This window comes from Pseudomonas sp. ZS1P83 (assembly GCF_054897825.1).
Window position 1 is genome coordinate 3412219 of sequence record NZ_CM142706.1, and the last position, 19259, is coordinate 3431477.

Annotated in this window: 14 protein-coding genes; all 14 read left to right on the forward strand. The window is 59.4% G+C overall.

The features are described 5' to 3' along the window. Nucleotides 1–198: 198 nt before the first annotated feature. The 14 genes from ACYZT0_RS16340 to ACYZT0_RS16405 all read left to right on the forward strand — a co-directional run bounded on the left by ACYZT0_RS16340 (nucleotide 199) and on the right by ACYZT0_RS16405 (nucleotide 19258). Nucleotides 199–813 carry a thiol:disulfide interchange protein DsbA/DsbL gene (locus ACYZT0_RS16340; RefSeq protein ID WP_462042120.1) on the forward strand — a complete coding sequence of 205 codons (615 nt, stop codon included), beginning with the start codon at nucleotides 199–201 and terminating at the stop codon, nucleotides 811–813. Nucleotides 814–1282: 469 nt separating this feature from the next. Continuing rightward, on the forward strand, nucleotides 1283–2083 hold the full coding sequence (locus ACYZT0_RS16345) for a fimbrial protein (RefSeq protein ID WP_462042121.1): 801 nt from the start codon (nucleotides 1283–1285) through the stop codon (nucleotides 2081–2083). 64 nt (nucleotides 2084–2147) lie between these two features. Further along, nucleotides 2148–4976 (forward strand): response regulator, encoded by a 2829-nt coding sequence (locus ACYZT0_RS16350; protein WP_462042122.1) that lies wholly within the window; start codon nucleotides 2148–2150, stop codon nucleotides 4974–4976. Then, nucleotides 4963–6156: a response regulator cyclic di-GMP phosphodiesterase PvrR gene (gene pvrR, locus ACYZT0_RS16355; protein WP_462042123.1), complete on the forward strand. Its 1194-nt coding sequence runs from the start codon at nucleotides 4963–4965 to the stop codon at nucleotides 6154–6156. Before ACYZT0_RS16350 ends, pvrR begins: the two co-directional genes overlap by 14 nt. Nucleotides 6157–6236: 80 nt before the next feature. Then, on the forward strand, nucleotides 6237–9473 hold the full coding sequence (locus tag ACYZT0_RS16360; protein WP_462042124.1) for a hybrid sensor histidine kinase/response regulator: 3237 nt from the start codon (nucleotides 6237–6239) through the stop codon (nucleotides 9471–9473). A 56-nt stretch (nucleotides 9474–9529) separates the two neighbouring features. Further along, nucleotides 9530–10177 (forward strand): response regulator, encoded by a 648-nt coding sequence (locus ACYZT0_RS16365; protein WP_462042125.1) that lies wholly within the window; start codon nucleotides 9530–9532, stop codon nucleotides 10175–10177. A 122-nt stretch (nucleotides 10178–10299) separates the two neighbouring features. Further along, a complete protein-coding gene (locus tag ACYZT0_RS16370; RefSeq protein WP_462042126.1) occupies nucleotides 10300–10905 on the forward strand; it encodes a fimbrial protein in 606 nt (201 codons plus the stop codon). A 69-nt stretch (nucleotides 10906–10974) separates the two neighbouring features. Beyond that, on the forward strand, nucleotides 10975–11727 hold the full coding sequence (locus ACYZT0_RS16375; protein WP_462042127.1) for a fimbrial biogenesis chaperone: 753 nt from the start codon (nucleotides 10975–10977) through the stop codon (nucleotides 11725–11727). Between the two features lie 173 nt (nucleotides 11728–11900). Further along, nucleotides 11901–14429, forward strand: a complete 2529-nt coding sequence (locus ACYZT0_RS16380; RefSeq protein WP_462042128.1) for a fimbria/pilus outer membrane usher protein — start codon at nucleotides 11901–11903, stop codon at nucleotides 14427–14429. Next, nucleotides 14426–15664: a molybdopterin-dependent oxidoreductase gene (locus ACYZT0_RS16385; RefSeq protein WP_462042129.1), complete on the forward strand. Its 1239-nt coding sequence runs from the start codon at nucleotides 14426–14428 to the stop codon at nucleotides 15662–15664. Before ACYZT0_RS16380 ends, ACYZT0_RS16385 begins: the two co-directional genes overlap by 4 nt. A gap of 1 nt (nucleotide 15665) precedes the next feature. Then, entirely contained in the window at nucleotides 15666–16016 is a 351-nt protein-coding gene (locus ACYZT0_RS16390; RefSeq protein ID WP_462042130.1) for a hypothetical protein, read from the forward strand. After that, the gene (locus tag ACYZT0_RS16395; RefSeq protein ID WP_462042131.1) at nucleotides 16013–16519 is read left to right on the forward strand and encodes a c-type cytochrome; all 507 of its coding nucleotides are present in this window, start codon (nucleotides 16013–16015) and stop codon (nucleotides 16517–16519) included. The genes ACYZT0_RS16390 and ACYZT0_RS16395 overlap by 4 nt, the downstream gene beginning before the upstream one ends. Further along, nucleotides 16512–17969 carry a cbb3-type cytochrome c oxidase subunit I gene (locus ACYZT0_RS16400; protein WP_462042132.1) on the forward strand — a complete coding sequence of 486 codons (1458 nt, stop codon included), beginning with the start codon at nucleotides 16512–16514 and terminating at the stop codon, nucleotides 17967–17969. The genes ACYZT0_RS16395 and ACYZT0_RS16400 overlap by 8 nt, the downstream gene beginning before the upstream one ends. Nucleotides 17970–17971: 2 nt before the next feature. Beyond that, nucleotides 17972–19258 (forward strand): cbb3-type cytochrome c oxidase subunit II, encoded by a 1287-nt coding sequence (locus ACYZT0_RS16405; RefSeq protein ID WP_462042133.1) that lies wholly within the window; start codon nucleotides 17972–17974, stop codon nucleotides 19256–19258. Nucleotide 19259: the final 1 nt, after the last annotated feature.

A 19259-nucleotide genomic window follows, 5' to 3' on the forward strand; every position in this document is an offset into this window, starting at 1 on the left:
AACCGCAAAGACTCACAGAGGAACCATGAGTATTTTTAGAACTGTTGTTTTCTGTGTTGTTCTCGGAAGTATTGTGGGGATATTGATAGGCACGCTCGTCGCCTGCCTTATTCTTCGAGACTACACGACAGTGACCGCCAAAATGGTCGAAAAACTCCTCTGAAAGAAAACTTCAATTCACGATATAAAAGGTGTCCCATGAAAAAAACCTGGCTCGCACTAGTTGTACCCGCATTGTTTTTCGCGCCGCTGGCGATGGCAGATACAAATACTCCCCCGGAAGCCGGGAAGAACTACAAAGTTACAGAGGAACGCGTGAGCGAGTCGCCAAAAGTGCTCGAGTTCTTTTCGTACGTTTGCGGGCATTGTCGTCGACTGGATCCGGCGGTTGCCGAATGGGCGTCGGACGCTGGTAAGGACGTTATGATCATACAAATCCCTGTTTCTTTCGGCAACAAACAATGGGCGGGCTACGCCAAGGCATTCTATGTCAGTGAGGCGCTGAACCTGAAGGCTGCCTCGCACCAGGCGCTATTTGAACTAGCAAGCCGCGGGGTAAAATTGGACAACGATGATGCGATCACTGAGTTTTTCGTTGACCTCGGTGCAGACAGAACGCTGGCGAACCAAGCCGTTAATTCATTTGCCGTTAAAAGCAAGATCGCTGAAGGCGACAGGCTGGCGATGCGTTACAAGATCCGCGAGGTGCCAAGCTTCGTGGCGAATGACAAATACGTAACCAGCCCGAGCATGACGGCTTCCAATGAGGCGATGCTCGACACACTTGGTCAACTGGTGAAAGTGCGCGAGTAACTTCGGCAAGAAGGTGAGTAAGGCGAAGGAAGGAGGCAGGAAAGGAGGAGGACGAACGAAGGGCACGACGATACCTGCTGCAGATCAACCCGGTGTTATCCCCCCCGAGGCCACCCGCTGGCTGCTTCGGGTATTTGCCATCGGGCTAACTCTCATCATGAAATGCTAGACCTACTCAAGAAACCATCAACACTACTTTAGCAATCGCGTGCCGTAGGGCTTTCCTTTAAATCAGGCTTGCGTAACTTTTACAGGACCTTATTATATGTGCTGCACATTTATTGGTAAATTTCTAGATCGACAATCTAAACTGATCAATAGAGTTAAAAAAAACTTAGTCGCTATTGATTGTCGAGCCCCAACACTTTTTATCGCTGCCGTGTTACTTGGGCATAGTTCGGGCGCACATGCCCTTTGTCGAGTAAAGACGCCAGGCACACAGTATATAAACTTTACAGGGGCGGGAAGCTTGACAATCCCACGAGATACGGCGGATGGCACCATAATCTATACCTCAGAGCAACAATCAATTCGGTATGTTGAATTCACATGCACTACCGACTCGCTCTTGGGATATGTGGTCGACCCTTCTCGTGGCAAACAACCGCAAAGTGGTAACGAATTTCCGCTCGGCACTAGTGGACTTGCTGCTAAAATAGCTTATATGGGAGTAGCCGAATTAAGGAACGCGGGAGACTACGTAGCCCCTGCTAAAGTATTCACGCTTACAATTATCAAGCGCGGCAATCTTTCATCCTTGGGCACTATTAAACCTGGAAAACTAGGACAATATGTTTTCGGCGAAGCGGTGGTGTTGGACTTCAATCTGAATAACCCGATAAATATTGTTGCTGCCTCTTGTGAGACACCGAATATAGCTGTAGAGATGGGAAATTATACGCCTAGTGACTTCGGTTCCAGCGGTAATACCACACAACCTGTTAATTTCAACATAACGCTGAACAATTGCCCTGCTGGCATCATCAAGAAAGTCAATTACACGCTCAAGGAAACCACCCCGCCGATCAATGCATCCCAAGGCATCGTTTCCCTGAACACTAGTTCGACCGCAAAGGGCGTGGCCCTGCAACTGCGCGACGGCAGCGGCAACCCCATCCCTTTGAACACTGCCCAGAACTTCACGGACTACGACAGCAAGGGCGGCAATTTCCAGATACCCATGAGCGCCAGCTACTATCGACTGCCCTCCGAATCGCTTAGGCCGGGTACGGCAGATACCGAAGTCATCTTCACCATGAACTACCTTTGACCCTGGGCCGCGATTTAAGAATCGTCCGATATCGCCTCGCCAGGCCGCCTCCTAGAATTGGCGGATGCGATTACGACGATACCTGCTGCAGATCAACCCGGTGTTATCCACCCCCGAGGCCGCCCGCTGGCTGCTTCGGATATTTGCCATCGTGCTGTCGATCGGCATCCTGAGTGGTGTGTACAACTTTCTGTTGTTCACTTTCAACAGCGACCTCTCCCAGCGACGCGGCTACATGAGCAGTGCGATCGCCGAAGCCCATACCTTTTTCACCAACCGTCAGGCGCTGCTTGAAAGCCTGAGACTCACGGCGGTTCGCAGACCGGCGCAAACCGTACCCCAAGCACCGACGCCACGGGACGAGGAAACCCACCTGCTTCTGGGCAGCGACCCCGCCCATGCCTGGAATCTTTGGCTGACCCGCCGCCTGGGAGATTACCTGCATGACAAGAAGGTTAGTCTGCTTTACGTAAACACAGGCGAACAGCCACAGATCAACCGGCTCTACAACGCGTCAACCCAAGCACCCGTCATCCCGCCCGGCATCCTCGATCAACTGAAGGAACTCGATTCCCGCGCCACGACGGTTAACGAACTGTGGCTGAGCGGCCAGACCGGGCAGCACTCGCACTTGTACCTGTTCACCCGTCTCGACGAGCACGACGCGCAAGCGGGCTGGCTCGGCCTGGAGATCGACAGCCACGAAGTGTCCACCGCTCTCAGCGATCAGAGTGCCGGCACTTTCATGATGCTCACGGCCGATGGCATGCGGGTCTTCAGCAACAGCGCGGCGCCGGCACCGGACCAGAAGCTCTGTCGCGCAGAACATGACAGCTTCTTCGGCTTCATCGGCAGCGGCCTGTTCCCCGAGCGCCTGGTGATTCGCAAGAACCTGACCTCTTCGGACTGGCAGCTCGTGTACTCGATCGATCTGCCGTCGGTGCTGCATGGCTTGTGGAAACAACTACTCGGTTCACTTCTGTTCTGCCTGCTCAGCCTGACCCTGATCCTGCTGCTGACCCGACGCTTCGAACAGCGCTTGATCATTCCGGCCATCCAACGCATCCAGGCGCTGGTGGAAAGCGAGGCGTTCAGCCGCGATGTGATCCAGACCGCGCCGGTCGCCCTGTGCGTGCTGCGTCGCAGTGACGGCAAGGTGGTGCTGGAAAACCACCTAGCTCAGCAATGGCTCGGTGCGGGGCCGGCGCGTGACCTGATGGGTGCGGGTTGGGTTCGGCAGGCATTCGCCTCCCCCTACGATGAGGGCGACGATCACATCGAAACCGTCGATGGCCGCCACCTGTGCATCAGCTGTGCGACCACCCGGTACAAGGGCGAGGACGCGCTGCTCTGTGCCTTCAGCGACATCAGTACGCGCAAGCAGGTCGAGGCCACGCTGATCGAAGCGCGCCGTTCGGCCGATGCGGCCAACGAGGCCAAGACTTTATTTCTGGCCACCATGAGCCACGAGATCCGTACACCGCTGTATGGCGTCCTGGGCACCCTCGAGCTGCTTTCGCGAACCCGGCTGGACGCCCGGCAGACCGACTACCTGCTGGCCCTCGAAGGGGCGTGTGCCACTCTCTTGCAACTGATCTGCGATGTGTTGGATGTCTCGAAGATCGAAGCAGATCAACTGACCCTGGAGTTGAGCGAGTTCTCACCGCTGGAACTGGCCCAGGACGTCATTCATGCCTATAGTGCCGCCGCCATCGGCAAAGGGTTACAACTCTATGCCTGCCTCGATCCCCACCTGCCGGAGCGGCTGATTGGCGATGTGAGCCGAATCCGTCAGGTGCTCAACAACCTGCTTAGCAATGCGCTGAAGTTCACCGATTACGGGCGCGTGGTGCTGCGGGCCCGTGCTCAGCGCATCGAGGGTGGGCGTTCGAGCCTGCTGTGGCAGGTCTGCGACACGGGCAAGGGCATCGCCGAGGAAGCTCAGCCGTTGGTTTTCCAGTCGTTCTATCAAACCGAAGGCAACCATCATGCTATCGCCGGGAGCGGCTTGGGACTGCCTATCTGCCAGCGCCTGACCCAGTTGATGCACGGCCAGATCCACCTGGTCAGTGAGCGTGATCTGGGCACGAGTGTCAGCCTCATCCTGCCGCTGGAGGTCGCCTCCAGCACCGGCTACGCAACGGTGCCGCGCAATCTGCTGGCCGAACCCATCTACCTCGTCTCGCCGATCCGCGAGCTGGCGGAAACCCTTGCCGGCTGGCTGCATCGTTGGGGCGCCCGGCCGCATATCGGTCGACCTCCGAACACCTGCATGCCCCACGGCCAAGTTTTGCTCGAACTGCATCCCGGCACATTGCAACACAGGCTAGTGGAGGGGTGGAACGGCCCACAGATCCTGGCCAGTGCCGATGGTCGCAGCGAACACCAGACAGAGAACAGCGTGTGGCACGTCAACCTCAATAACCTCACCGCCCTGCACGAGGCGGTCAGCCAGGCTCAGGGGCTATGGGTTATCCGGGAGGATGCTCGCATCCGCAATAGCGAGATGCGCCGACTCGACCTGCGGGTGCTGGTGGCCGAAGACAACCCCATCAATCAGATGATCCTCAAGGACCAACTCGAAGCGCTGGGTTGCAGCGTGGAATTGGCGGCTGATGGCGAGCAGGCGCTGCGGCGCTGGCAGCCAGGCCGGTTCGATGTCGTCCTGACCGACGTGAACATGCCCGACCTGAACGGCTACGGATTGGTCAAGGCACTACGTCGGCGCGACAAGTCGGTGCCGATCATCGGCGCCACGGCCAACGCTATGCGCGGCGAACAGGAGCGGTGCCTGGCGGCTGGCATGAATCACTGCCTGGTCAAACCCTTCACCTTGCAAGCCCTCTACAACTGCCTGACGCCCTACCATGGAATCCGTCGTGAAGCCCTATAACATCCTGATCGTCGAAGATCACCCGTTCCAGCGCATGTACCTGCACCATCTGTTCAGGGAGCTGGGCGACTACAACCTGCATACCGCAAAAGACGGCAATGAAGCCCTAGAGCGCCTGCAGCAGAGCGAGTTCAACCTGGTGCTGACCGACCTGCTGATGCCCGGTATGGACGGCGTGCAATTCATCCAGCAACTGGAGAATCTTCGCTACAAGCCGGATCTGGCGATCATGAGCGTCGCTTCCCGGCGCATCCTGACGGCGGCCAGCTTGGTGGCGAAGAACCTCGGCATCAAGGTGGTCGGGCTGATCTCCAAACCCGTGACCGCCTCCACCCTGCGCACACTGATCGAACAACTGCGGCCCGTGAGGCACAAAGAGCTAAGTCCCCACCGAGAGCAGGCAACATTCGACCGCCAGACACTCGTTCAGGCGTTGGATTCCCACGCTTTCCAGACCTGGTTCCAGCCCAGGATCTCGGTGCAGGATGACCGTATCGTCGCAGCGGAAGCGCTGGTGCGCTGGGCACACCCGAAACACGGAATATTGTTGCCCGGCGCGTTCCTACCGGCCCTCGAATCCAGCGGACTGGAAGACCGCCTGCTCTGGCGAATATTGAAACAGGCCATGACTGCCCAGGCACGCTGGCGCGAACGAGGCTACAACATCCCAGTCTCGATCAACCTGCCCACCCACCTGCTCGACAACCCTGACCTGGCGGATCGGCTGCTGGAGTTCGTTCTCCACCACCAGGGCGAGCCCGGCAAATTGTGCTTCGAGTTGCTGGAATCCTCCATGCCCCAAGAGCCCAGCAACTACTACGCCGGTGCCTGCCGCTTGCGCATGAAGGGCTTTGGCCTGGCTCAGGATGACTTTGGCCAGGGGTACAGTTCCTACCTCAACCTGGTGTCGGCCCCCTTCAGCGAACTCAAGATTGACCGGGCGCTGGTCCAGGGCAGCCAGGACAACGAATGCATGTCCTCGGCACTGAACAGCCTGATCGCCCTGGGCCGCACGCTGGGTCTCACAGTGGTGGCCGAAGGGGTGGAAACACCGGGCCAGCTCGACGCGCTACGCAAGACAGGGTGCAACCAGGCTCAGGGGTTTCTGATTTCTCGCGCACTGCCCGTGGATCAGTTCGAGCAACTGCTGGTCCGAAACTGGCCAACTGATCTCAACTGAGGCTCCACGCCTTATAATCGCAAACAGCAGTAGGATGTTGGCACCGATTTCAACCCATCAAAGCGCTACGAGCCGTTCTTATGAAGCACAACAACGACCGTTTGGAAAACCTTGCTCGCAGCTCTTCACGCTTGAACAAGGGCATGACGCTGCTGGTAGCGATGGCCTTATTGCTGGTCGGTCTCAGCGCCTGGTCGCTACAGCGCCTGCTTGAAGAAACCCAGGGCACGGTGCGCCTGCACTTCGCCCGCCTGATGGAAAACGTCCAGGAGCAAGAGGAATTTCTCGAAGCCCTGACCCACTACAGTGTCCAGCGCGACCTGCTCAGAAACGGCAGCCACCGGGTGCGCGTGTTCAGCCCTTTGCCTGAAGAAGGGCCGAACATCTATCAGGGCCAGGCGTTTTCCTTTTCGATGCCGTTCAGCGTCAAGCTCGAGCCGAACGCCTTCGCGTCGGGGGAATCCCCCGGAATCCTCGGTTTGGGCGCCAACCTTGCAGACTTCTACAGCACCTTCTGGGCAGGCTCGTATTATCGCTCGCCGCAGGTGTTCCTGTTCAACCCCCAGGGTAACTACGACATCACCGTGCCTTCGGCCGGACGCGGGCGCGGCAAAGTGATGAGTACCCACGAACGCTTCAGTGACGTGTTCAAGACGGTGCTCGCTCGTCGGCCGCTAGAGAGCGAGCAGCCGGCCAACACCAGCATCAACTGGAAAAGCTACGTCGAGCACCCGGGGGGCTCGACCCCTGCCCGCTTGCTGGCCTACGTCAATCTCGACCTCGAATCTGAGCAATTGACTATCAAGGGTGCTGGTACCCATGTCACCCTCGCCTTACTTCTCGATCTGGCACAGATCAACGATTTCGAACGTGTCATGGACTGGTCGATTTATGACCGCTTCACCCTAGTGAAACCCACGGGAGAAGTGCTGATCGGCGCCGTCGATCCGGCGTCGCCGTTGCACGATGGCTTCAACCTCAGGGCCGAAGGGCTGGTGTTCAAGCTGGACAACTCCCGCGGTCAGGGCTGGACGGCCATCTACACCATCGGCTTCGCGCATTTCTTCCGCGCGGCGCTCTTGCCGTTGATCGGTCTGGCTGCTGCCTTCCTGGCCATTCTTAGCCTGAGCTGGCTGGCCAACCGCTGGTACCGGAGAAAAGTCATCCTGCCTGCGCGCCAGGCCCATGAAAGTATCGCCGAGAGCATCGCGTTCAGCCGCGCGGTGATCGACACCGCGCCCACCGGCCTGTGCGTCGTACGCCGAGAAAACAACCAGGTACTTATGGAAAACCAGCGCGCCCGGCAATGGCAAAGCACCGCCCGACTGGTCAATGCCCTCGATGCCCGGCACGACAGCGACAGCGACAGCACTACCGAACTCCCGCTGGAGATCGACGGGCGTTATCTGGAAGTGAATTTCGTCTCGACTCGCTACCAGGGCGAGGATGTGCGCCTGTATGCGTTCAACGACGTCACGCGCCACGTCGAGGATGCCCACGCCCTGGAACAGGCCATGCGGGCCGCCGACGCGGCCAACGAAGCCAAAACCCTGTTTCTGGCAACCATGAGCCACGAGATTCGCACGCCGTTGTACGGTGTGCTCGGTACCCTGGAACTGCTCGGGCTGACCCAACTGACGCCACGCCAGCAATCTTACCTGCAGACGATCCAGCGCTCCTCAGCCACCCTGTTCCAGTTGATCAGCGATGTGCTCGATGTGTCGAAGATCGAATCCGGCCAACTGACCATCGAACCCGTGGAGTTCGCGCCCCTTGAAATGATCGAGGACACCCTGCGTACCTACGCAGCCTTCGCACAGCGCAAGGGGCTGCAACTGTATGGCTGCACCGATGTCATCCTGCCCGGCCGGCTGATGGGGGATCCGCTGCGGATCCGCCAGATCCTCAACAACCTGCTGAGTAATGCCATCAAGTTCACCGATGCGGGTCGGGTGGTGCTGCGTACCCGGGTGCTGGCGACAAGCGCCCACGAAGTCAGCCTGGAGTGGCAGGTGACCGACACCGGCATTGGCATCGATCAGGCCGAACAGGCCCGTCTGTTCGAACTGTTCTACCAGGTCCGGGAGGCCTCCAGCGAAGGTGGCGCAGGCCTTGGGTTACCAATCTGCGGGTGGCTCAGCGAAATGATGGGCGGGCAGTTGAGCGTGGTCAGCGAGTCGGGGCTGGGCAGCAGTTTTTCCCTGCGCATTACCTTGCCCATCTTGCCGTCGGGCGCCGCCGACAGAAAGGCCATCGATCCGTCACTGGCACCCATTCAGGTTCGCGCGCCGATACTGGAATTGGCGCAAAGTCACTGCAATTGGCTCAACCGCTTGGGTATCCCGGCGACTCTGGCGACGCTACAGATGGAGCACCTGCGGGCCGATACCTTGCTGGTGGATGTGCTACCCGCCGAGCGCGCGCCGCACTGGGATGGACCGCAGATCCGTTGCACCAGCGGTGGCCCCAACCCGGCCCAGCCTGTCCAGGGTGGCTGGGAGGTGGACATCCATGACATACGGGCCATCACCCAGGCCATCCTACAAGCGCGCTCGGCCCAACCGGAAGCTGTCAGCACGCCCATGCCTCCACGCAGCTCGGCGCTGAACCTACACATCCTGATAGCCGAAGACAACCCGATCAACCAGGCCATACTCAAGGAGCAACTGGAGGCGCTGGGCTGCAGCGTGGTGGTGGCCGCCAACGGGGAACTGGCCTTGCACCTGTGGCAACCCGCGGAGTTCGACCTGGTGCTGACCGACGTCAACATGCCAGTCATGAACGGTTATGAACTGGCCATGGCCCTGCGCGAACACGACGCTCGGCTGCCGATCATCGGCGTCACGGCGAACGCCATGCGCGAAGAAGGCCGGCGCTGTATCGCCGCCGGGATGAATGCCTGGCTGGTGAAGCCCTTGAGCCTGCAAACCCTGCGTGCGCAAATAATCAAGCTGTGTAATCCACCGCTACACGGCGAGCCCGCGCCTATCCCTTCCGAAAGTCCAAAGCCTGCGGCCATGCCAGGCCTTGCCGGCAGCATCTGCCTGTCACCTGTGATGAAGCCGCTGTTCATCAGCACTATGCAGGAGGACCTGCAACGGATCGAAGACGCCCTTGAACGAAACGACGGAAAAATCCTCGGCGAACGCTTGCACAGCATTGCCGGCGCCCTGGGCGCTGTGCAAGCGATCGACCTCGCCGACCATTGCATACTATTGGAGACGGAGCTGGCCCGCACGGGGCTGAATCCAAGGCTGGCACTGAAGGTGCAAGAGGTCATGGACAGGATGTCGGCAATTCTGAGGGCCCTGACATAGAATCAACAGACCCTCAGGCAAATCCATCTTGCATCCCGGTACGAAGGACTTTTCTTATGCAGAAATTCAAGGTCATCATCGCCGACGATCATCCCATTGTGCTGCTGGGCGTACGGGAGCTGGTCGCGCGCGATCCACGCTTTTGCATCGTCGGCGAGGCAGTGTGCTCCAAAGGCCTGGTCGAACTGCTGGCAAGGCAACCGGTAGACCTCGTTGTATCCGATTACAACATGCCCGCCGATTCGCCATACGGCGATGGGCTCAAACTGGTCGACTATCTCAAACGTCATTACCCTGCGGTCAAAGTGCTGATACTGACAATGATCTCCAACTCGCTGATTCTTACTCGCCTGTATGAACTGGGTGTTATCGGGGTTATTCGCAAGAACCAATTGCATACGGAAATAGAACGCGCACTTAATGCTGTAGCGCAGGGAAAGCCCTACCAACATCGAGATGTTGTGAAACATTCGGTCCTGGATACGAGCACTGGCCTAGATGTGCGTTTGCAAAGTCTGTCGCTCAAGGAACTTGAAATCCTTCGTCTTTTCGTCGCCGGCGTCAGTGTCAGTGATATCGCCCGCCGCCAGAACAGAAGTGTCAAAACCATCAGCTCACAAAAGGTTTCCGCCATGCACAAACTTGAAGTGACCAGCGATCAGGACTTGCTGATCTACTGCCTAGACCGCGGCATTTTCAACTAATACCGCACTGGTACGCCCGCCGAATTTTATAAGAATCGTCTGATGTCAATGTTACGCCAGCCTGATTATTGTGGCTTGCGTTACATGTAGGACCTTTTATTAAATCAACAACGGGCAATACCATGCAAAAGATATCTGCAACCTTTCTCGCACTGGCGATGATCGCCTCCACCAGCTATGCATTCGCTGAAGACCCACCGAAACCACCCGTTCCCGTTCAGGGCGGCAGTGGCAAGATCAGCTTCACCGGCACCATCAACAATGACGCTTGCAGCATTGACGGCTCCAATAATGACCGCGTGATTGCCATGGACATGGGCAACGTCGCGATCAAAGACATGGGCACCGCCGAAAATCCAGCTTCGGGTCGTATCAGCGGTCAGGATTTCAACCTGAACGTCAACTGCAACACTGGCACCAAAGTCTCCATGATCTTCGACGCCAACAGCGGCGGTTCTGGCCTGGTGCCCGGCAAGAAAGTCTTGGCGCTGAACAGCGGCAACGGCTCCGCCACCAACGTCGGTATCGCCTTGCTCGACAGCAAGGGAGCCCTCATCGACCTGAGTTCCAAGTCCACCGCCAAGCTTCAAGGCGAAATACACGGCGTTGGCAAAGGCGGTGAAACCACCCTCAACTTCTCTGCAGCCTACGTCACCACGGGTACCGAAGGCAGCGCCACAGCCGGTCGTGGCGACGCGACCCTGCCATTTATCCTCGAATACGAATAAGTCTTCGCAGGATCCATTACGCGCAAGGCTTTCGGGCCTTGCTCTCAGGTTTTATTCAAGGGTATTCGCATGTTGCGTCGTTCTATTTCCGCTTGCCTAGGGTTACTGGGCATGCTGCTGGCTGCCCAGGCTACCGCCAGCATTTCCCTGAGCGGTACGCGGGTCGTTTTTGACGGGGCCCACAAGGAAGCCAATATCACGGTGCGCAATGGAAAACAGGAGGTACTGGTTCAGTCCTGGATCGACAGTGGCGAAGACACTGCACAAACCGCCCCGTTTGCCGTCACCCCCCCTCTGGCCAAAGTCCTGCCCAGTGAACAGCAACTGCTGCGCATTCTGTATGAAGGCAAAGGTATGCCCACCGACAAGGAGTCAGTGGTCTGGCTGAATGTCCAGGAGATCCCGCAGTCGAGTACTACGGCCAATACCTTGCAGTTGGCCGTGCGTCAGCGCATCAAGATTTTTTTCCGCCCCGCGCACTTGCCGGGCGACCCCCTGAAGGCCCCTTCGCAACTGCTGTGGACGTTGTCCCAAGGCGCTGCCGGCGGTGTATTGACGGTCAAAAACCCCAGCCTGTTTTACGTATCGATGGGCGATATAACGCTTGAGACCGGCGGGCAGAAAGAACTCGCGGCCGACTCGACCATGATCGCACCGGGTGAAACAAAAACATTCAGGGTTCACAAGTTCAACGGCAACCCTTCGGCGCAGCTGACGTTCAACAGCATCAATGATTACGGCGCGCAAAACCAACACCAACTAACAGTCGATCGCTCAAGTAATAGCAGCGAAAAATCCGCCCAGACAAAACCAGCACCCTGACGCCAAACCAGAAACTTGACTAATGCCAGTGGCACTTCTAGTCGAGCGATCATGATAAAGGCCTTTGCATGTCGTTCACTTTCAATAACAGGCAGGCTCCAGGCCCTGCAAAAGAGGCGCGTCCGCGTCTATCTCTTCGTGGTGCCAAATTACTGCGATTGAATGCACTGTATATGGCCATCTTCGCTGCACCATCAAGTTTCTCGCTGGCATCCGAATCCCCCGACCACCCGCAACTGTTCGCGTTCAACACCAGCTTCCTGCAAGGCGCGCAAGCCGATGTGGACTTGCAACTTCTGCTGGCTGAAAACAGTGTTCTGCCGGGCACTTACCGGGTTGATCTGTATAGCAACGAAGTCCTGATTGGGCGCCGCGACATTACCTTCAATCGCAATCCGGGCACGGGGCGAGTCGAACCCTGTCTGAGCCTCGAGTTGCTCACGCAACTGGGTATCGACATGGGCAAACTGCAAGCGCAGGGCAAGCTCGACCCCACGGCGCCCCAGGCGTGCTACGACCTGCCGTCTCTGATCGAGCAGTCCAGCCTGCGCTACGACACCAGCCGCCTGCGCCTGATGGCGAGCGTGCCGCAAATGGCGATGCAACGCGGCATGCGTGGCTACGTGGATCCGCAGCTCTGGGACGATGGCGTATCGGGGGCGTTCATCAACTATCAGCTCAACGACAGTCGTAGCGCCAGTCAGGGCGACACCCGCCTAACCAATAACCTGGGTCTGCGCAACGGCATTAACCTGGGGGCCTGGCGTTTGCGCAATGAATCCAACTTCAGCAACGGCACCGGTCGGCCGAGTACCTTCAGCAGCAACCGCAGCTACCTGCAGCACGACGTCACCCCGCTCAAGGGACAGTTCAGCGCCGGCGATATTTTCACCGACAGCGACCTGTTCGATAGCGTGCGCTACCGCGGCCTGAAACTGGCGTCCGACGAAGGTATGTGGGCCGATAGCGAACGTGGCTATGCCCCCATCATTCGCGGCGTGGCGCAGTCCAACGCGACAGTGGAAATTCGTCAGAACGACTACATTCTCTACACCACCAACGTGCCGCCTGGCCCGTTCGAAATCAGCGACATCTACCCCAGCGGCTCCAACGGTGACCTAGAGATCACCATCATCGAAGCCGATGGGCGCCGCCGGGTGAGCCAGCAGGCGTTTTCCAGCCTGCCTATCATGGTGCGTGAAGGCCAAATGAAATACAGCCTCTCCGCTGGCCGCTACCGCAGCAACACCGACGGCATGGCCGAACCCAAAATGGTCAGCGCCACGCTGGCCTACGGCCTGGGCAGCAACCTGACCGGCATCCTCGGCCTGCAAACCAGCGACGACTACAAGGCAATGGCCGTGGGGTTCGGACGCAATACCTTGATAGGCGCGGTGTCGCTCGACCTGACCCACTCCTCAAGCCAGGTCCAAGGGCAAACGACCCAGGGCGACAGCGTGCGGGCCCTTTATGCCAAGACATTCAGTGGCACCGACACCAGTTTCACCCTGGCGGCCCACCGTTATTCCACCGAGGGCTACCGCACCCTGACCGATCACGTTCAGGACCTCAGCGAAGGTGTGGTCAAACGCACAGGCAACGCCAAGACTCGGACCGACTTGACTATCAACCAGAGCCTGGGTCGCGACCGCGAATGGGGCAGCCTTTACGTTAACGCGAGCGACCAACGCTACTGGGGTCATGGCGGTAACCGGAGTTTTTCCGCCGGCTATGGCAACAGTTGGGGCGATGTCAGTTACAGCCTCGATGTCACCCGAACCGAGGATTTCAGCTTCAGCGGAATGCCGAGCAGGGATACCCAGTTCAACCTGTCACTGTCATTCCCGCTCGGGAGTCAATCACGGGCGCCCCGCGCGTTTGTCACCACTACCACGCAGAAAGGCAGCGACAGCACCCAGGTGGGCATCAACGGCTACGTTTCGCCCACCAGCGACACCTCGTATTCCATACAGGGCGGCAACGGCAGCAGCGGCAACTCGGGTTCGGCCAACCTCAACTTCCGGACCGCTGTCGCGGATATCAACCTGGGCTACAGCCAGGGGCACGGCTACGACTCGCAGAACGTGAACGTCGCCGGCTCCGTGGTCGCACACGCAGGCGGTATCAACCTCGGTCAGTCGGTCGGTGAAACCTTTGCTCTGGCACAGGTTCCGGGTGTCAGCGGGGTCCGGATCAGCAGCTACAGCGGTGTTGAAACCGGGCGCAACGGCTATGCGGTGATCCCCAACGCGCAACCCTACCGCGTCAACTGGGTCAGCCTGGACACCCGCGAACTGGGTGGCAATATCGAAATCGACAATGCCACCCAGCAACTGGTACCCCGTCGCGGCGCCATCGCCCTCGCCCGCTACAGCAGCAAAACCGGGCGCCGGGTCGAGTTCGAACTGTTCGATGCCCAGAACAACCTCATCCCCTTCGGCGCGTCAGTGGAAGACGCGAGCGGCAAACAACTGGCCATTTCCGACCCCAATGGCAAGGCGCTAGCGCTGGTCGAGAAGGATCAGGACACCTTATCGATCAGGTGGAGCCACCAGCAGTGCTCGGCCTCATATTCGCTGCCCGCGATCAACCCAGATCTGAACTACGAACGGCATCGATTGGTGTGCACACCCGATGAATTGCTTCCGAGCAAGCCTCTTGCGGGGCAAGCAGATATTTCACAACCAGGTGATGAAAAATGAACGGTAATGAAGATTTCTGGAAACTCAATCGTCGTCGGCTGCTGGGCTTGGCTTCCACCGCGAGCCTGGCGAGTTTGTTGCCCCGCCCCTCGTTCGCGGGGAACGACCTGACCCCGACCGGGCTGAACGAAACGACCCGGCCCGACCGGCGCCTGGTGCGTCTGTCAGAAAAAACCAGCCTCATTCAGCTTGCCGACCGCCCGCCGCAACTGGAAACCCCGTTGCATTATTTCCGTCAGGACCTGACGCCCAACGAAGCGTTTTTCGTGCGCTGGCACCTTTCCGGTTACCCGACCCATGTCGATACCCGGACCTTCCGTCTGCGCCTAGATGGCCAGGTCGCCAGACCTCAGTCTTTTTCGCTACAGGACCTGGTCAACGATTTCGAGCCAGTGACCCTAGTCGCCATGAACCAGTGCTCGGGCAATGCCCGCAGTCTTTTCTCCGGCCCCACGCCGGCCGGTTTGCAGTGGCAGTTCGGCGGCATGGGCAACGCCCAGTGGACCGGGGTTCGCCTCAAAGATCTCCTCGACCGTGCAGGGGCTAGGGCCGGTGCGGTCGAGGTGGCCTTCTCGGGCCTGGACGAGTCGCCGATGCCCGGTCTGCCGAAGATCGTCAAGTCGCTGAAGTTCGATCACGCCAATGCCGGCGACGTCATGGTCGCCTACGCGATGAACGGGGCGGCGCTGCCCATGCTCAATGGCTTCCCGCTGCGTTTGGTGGTGCCAGGCTGGTACGCCACCTACTGGATCAAGTCCCTGGCGCATATCGAGGTGCTGGACAAGCGGCTCAGCAATATCTGGATGGACGAAGCCTATCGTATTCCCGACAACCCCGAGATCAGTGAAGAGCCCGGCAAGCTGGCCGCGAGGACGGTTCCCATCAACCGCTTCGCGACCCATTCGATCTTCGTGCGGCCAGAGCCTGAAGAGGCGCTGCTGGTCAATCACCCCTACATGCTCGAGGGCCTGGCCAACGACGGCGGCGACGGTATCGCGCGGGTCGAGGTTTCACTCGACGGGGGCCGCACCTGGACCGACGCGAAACTCGATCCGGAGATCGGCCGGTACTCCTGGCGGCGCTGGCGCTTCATCTGGACCCCCACCCAAAAAGGCCGCTACGCGCTCAAGGTGCGGGCCACCAACCGCGCCGGCGAAGGGCAACTGACGAGCCAGTGGAACCGTGGTGGCCTGGCCCGCCGGGTCATCGAGCAAACCACTGGCATGGTGATATGAAATGAACAGTTATCTGCGTTCGACGCACTTGCTCTGCGCCCTTGTGCTCGCGACATCGAGTGCCTGGGCGAATGACGCACCAAAGATCGATTTCGCCCCTCCCGTGCACACGATCACTGTGCCCTCTGACGAGCCCTACCTGCCGGACGGCCCTGGGCGCAATCAGTTCATGGGGTTCTGCACGATGTGTCACTCACCACGCTTCATCACCCACCAACCGCCTTTCCCACGGGCTACCTGGGCGGCTGAGGTGGCCAAGATGCGAAACGAATACGGTGCGCCCATTCCCGATGCGGCCGTGGAACCGATCGTTGATTACCTGATGTTCTTCAATGGCAAGGAAACACCATGAGCGACCCCACCCCTAACACGTCCGGCCATGGTGTTTCCCGAGCCGCACTCAGCATGACGATTGGCGTGCTGGCGCTGGGAACCCTGATCAGCTGGACGGTCATTCGTACCCAGGCGACTGCGGACATCACCCGGCGTGGCGACGCGCCACCCGCGGAAATAACCGCGGTGGTCGACACCGAACAAGCCGCGGTCCTGATCGGTGTCGGCGCCGCAGTGATCCAGCAGCGCTGCGCAGGCTGTCACGACTCGACACAGCGCCTCGTCGCGCCTTCCTGGACCGCCGTTCTCGATCGCTACAAATCGGTCATAGGCGCGCAGCCACTCAATGCCGATGCGCTGGCATTGATGGTCACCGCCATCACCCACCCCCGCCCCGGCTGGGACGGGTACGCCGCAGGCCCCGCGAACATTCCGCTCAGTGATGAGGAGGCCACCGGGACTGCCGCCTGGGTACTCAAGAGCTCCACCTCGCCTGCAATAAAGGAATTGACCCATGAATAACCCGGTCGCTGGTACAGCGCCATCCCCTCACGCCGTTGAGCAACTCGCCCCCCTTGCGCGTATCGACTACGACCTAGTCAAGGCCCATGCCCTCGCGGCGGTCATCACCCTGTTCCTGTCTGCCGTGGCCGGGCTGCTGGTCGCGTTGAAACTGACCATGCCCGATCTGCTGGGCAGCCACGCGTCGATGACCTGGGGCCGTCTTCGCTACGATCACACCCAAGGTATCTTCTTCGGCTGGCTGGGCAATGCGTTTCTCGCCTGCTGCTATCACATGGTACCGCGCCTGGCGGATCGTCCGGTGCTCAACCGCAAGCTAGGTTGGGCAATTTTCTATCTCTGGAACCTGGGCGTGCTGCTGCCCGGCTGGCTGCTAGTTTCTCTCGGCCTGGACAACCCATGGCTGGCCATCCAGTCGATCGAGTGGGCTGAGTTTCCGATGATCATCGACGTGCTGGTAGTGGTGGGCCTGCTGCTGGTCTGCGCCCAGTTCGCCGGACCGTTTCTGCTCAAACGCCAACAGGGTGGCTTGTACATTTCAGCTTGGTACCTCATCGGCGGCGCCGTTTTCAGTTTGCTAGCCTACCCCGTGGGTAACTTTGTTCCGGTCTTCGTACCGGGGGCGCAAGGCGCGGCGTTCAGCGGGCTGTGGATTCACGATGCGGTCGGGCTGTTCGTCACGCCGTTCGTGTTGGCGATTTCGTATTACATCATCCCGGCCGCCACCAACCGGCCTATCTACAGCCACTTCCTGTCGATGATCGGCTTCTGGTTCCTGTTCTTCTTCTATCCCCTCAATGGCACGCACCATTACGTCTACTCGGCCATTCCAATGGACGCGCAGAAGGCGGCGATCATCGCCTCGGTGTACTTGGGCATGGATGTGATCCTGGTGGTGTTTAACCAACTGATGTCACTACGCGGGCAGTCATCGAAAGTGGCGAGTGACGTTCCGCTCAGGTTCGTCTGGACCGGCATCGTCCTGTACCTGATCGTCAGCCTGCAAGGCGCTTTCCAGGCCTTGATGCCGGTGAACAAACTCACCCACTTCTCCGACTGGGTGATCGGTCACTCCCACCTGGCGATGCTCGGCTTCGCCACCTTCGTAGCGGCCGGCGGTATCGCCCATGCCTGGCAACGGATGCCGAACGCCCGCTACAACAATGCGGCTATGAACTGGGCTTACTGGCTGATCACCACTGGCCTGCTGGTGATGTTCATCACCCTGACCGCAGGTGGCCTGGTGCAAGCGCACCTGTGGGAAAGCCCTGCGCCGTGGATGGATTCCGTGCGCGCCTCGCTAACCTACTGGTGGATCAGGGACCTGAGTGCAGTACCACTGCTGTTCGGTTTCATTGCGTTCTACCTAGGCCTGACCACCGGGCCGCGTAACAACCTGCCGGCCGTCCTGGCGGCTCCCGTCACCCAACCTACTTTCATGGGAGCCTAACGATGCAAACGATCGTCAAACATCGTCTGTTCAACAGCGCATACCTCATCATCTTCGTGGCCTGCATCGGCTTCTTCATCCTGTCGTTCATGCTGCTGGGCGTTTTGCCGGGCAAGGAATTGCAAAAGAACATCGATTTACGCGCCCCTGCCAACATGCGCGACTACACCGCACAGGAGGAACGCGGCCGGGCGGTATACGGCCGCGAGGGCTGTGGTTATTGCCATACCCAACAGGTGCGTTTCGTCGAACAGGACGTGGCTCGCTGGGGTACTCCTACCGAAGCCTGGGAGACCAAGTACGACTACCCGCAACTCTGGGGTACCCGTCGTATCGGCCCTGACCTAGCCCGGGAAACCGGCGTGCGCACCAACGACTGGCAACTGACTCACCTGTATAACCCACGGTATGTGGTGAGTGATTCGGTCATGCCGGGGTATCCGTGGCTCTTCGAGGGCGCCGCCGACAAGCCGACGTCGGAAGGCCTCAATCTGGTGGCCTACCTGCAATCGCTCGGCAGAGCGAGAAAGGTGTCGGGATACGACGACCCGACCGCCGTTGAGCAACCCAAGCCCGACGAGCCGGTAGCGGACTCCGACACTGCGCATGACAGCATGATGGCCGAAGAGATGGCGGCCTCGCTCAATGCCCGCCAGAACCCGATCGCCGCCACGCCTCAATTGGATGGCGCGGTGCCGGGGCTGGTCATGCCTGCCAATAACAGTGACCGGGCGATTGCATTGCGTCAGGGCGCCGCCGCGTTTGCATTGAACTGCGCGAGCTGCCACGGCACCGAGGGGGCAGGTAATGGCCCGGCGGCGCCGTCATTGCTGCCACGCCCGGCCAACCTGCGGGATGCGGTCTTCACCACGGAGCGTCTGGCGGACGTGTTGTGGAATGGACGGCCCGCGACTTCCATGCCGGCCTGGCGTGACCTCGACAGCTCGACCCTGGCTGCACTTGCCCTCTACGTACAAAGCCTGCACGTACCAGAGACTGCACCCGCACAACCCGCCGACGTCGCACTGGGCAAGTCGCTGTACGACGCCAACTGCGTCAGCTGCCACGGGGCCAGCGGAAAGGGTAATGGCCCCGCCTCCCAGAGCCTGTCGCCCCGCCCCACCAACTTCCAGGTCAAGCAAGGCAACCCGGATTATCTGCAGAACATTCTGCGCAACGGTGTGCCCGGGACGGCCATGCCGCCCTGGAAGTCGATGCTTTCCGATGAGCAGAGAACCGCTGTCGTGGCCTATCTGCGCACCCTCTACAAACCCTCGAAAAAGGAATAGC